The organism is Prevotella sp. P2-180, assembly GCF_002251435.1.
Lineage (GTDB): Bacteria > Bacteroidota > Bacteroidia > Bacteroidales > Bacteroidaceae > Prevotella.
In genome coordinates this window covers 1-994 of the sequence record NZ_NPJI01000071.1, presented here as the reverse complement: position 1 = coordinate 994, position 994 = coordinate 1, and the positions used below count along the sequence as shown (strand labels likewise).

3 protein-coding genes are annotated in these 994 nt (G+C 50.9%); all 3 read left to right on the top strand.

Going from position 1 to position 994, the window contains the following annotated elements; translation table 11 throughout:
* Positions 1-123: 123 nt before the first annotated feature.
* Positions 124-417, top strand: coding sequence for a DUF3127 domain-containing protein (locus CIK98_RS10375; protein WP_094384168.1), 294 nt, complete (start codon positions 124-126; stop codon positions 415-417).
* Between the two features lie 21 nt (positions 418-438).
* On the top strand, positions 439-819 hold the full coding sequence (locus CIK98_RS10370) for a hypothetical protein (protein ID WP_094384167.1): 381 nt from the start codon (positions 439-441) through the stop codon (positions 817-819).
* Positions 807-994: hypothetical protein (locus CIK98_RS17710; RefSeq protein WP_141210506.1), on the top strand; the 188-nt coding region annotated here is incomplete at its 3' end. The genes CIK98_RS10370 and CIK98_RS17710, both read left to right, overlap by 13 nt.

The window sequence follows — 994 nt, the reverse complement described above, 5'->3', positions numbered from 1 at the left end:
GGGCGGGCGACAACCTTATTAAGGGCAGACTCGTGTGGAGCAGGAATGCTCTTGGAAAGTTGATGGGAATGATGGAGGATGAGAAGGAGGTAAGCATAACGATAATTTAAAATGTAAAGAAAAATGGAAAATCTTAAAGTAAAGAAAATTTTGCCTCTACAGACGGGAGTGTCGGAGAGAGGCGAGTGGAAATCGAGAGAGGTGATACTGGAGGAGAATGACGAGAGAATACAGTATCCTAACCAGTATCTCGTGAGGTTCACCGCCGACAGGGTGAACCAGGTGGACTGTATCAAGGAGGGTGACACTGTGTCGTGCCACTGGTCGTCGAGAGTGAGGGAATACAAAACCAGGGACGGCCGAGAAATGGCGGCGCAGGAACTGAACGGATGGGGAGTGAAGAAAGAAAATGTTTAATTCAAAAAAAAAGTGTTGATTATGAGTAGAACAGTGAAAAATGCCGACATTGATGGCGGCAGGAGTGTGATGCTTGTGGGCGTTGTCCATGTGACAGACCAGAAGAATGTGACGTTTTGTCCCGACGACCCAGTGCCGGGAGTGGTGGAACCGTTTGTGAGGACAGGCAAGGGACAGCTGATGAGAGACGGCACCTTCGACTTCACGCCACAACCGTCGTCAAAAAGGCGAAGGGGAATACTGCTGAAAAAGGTGGCGCACGGAAGACTGTCTGCCACCAAGGACGGGGCGTTTCTGCTGACGCTGAAGGTGTTTAAGCACGAGGGACTTGACGTGGAGAACGTGATGGAAAAGGAAGCTAAGGAAGCAATAGGAGAGGGATTCAGAACATGGCAAAAGTGACGAAAGACGCGAAAGGGGCGGGCGGGGAATTGAGAATACCCCGCCAGGCCCGAGGTCAGGGCGTGAGGGAATGCCTTGACCATGTGGGACCGGAAAACCTGATGCCAGCTTTGTTTACCATAACAGGCACTACAAGCGCATTGGCATCGGAGGTGACGGTGGAGATACATAACAG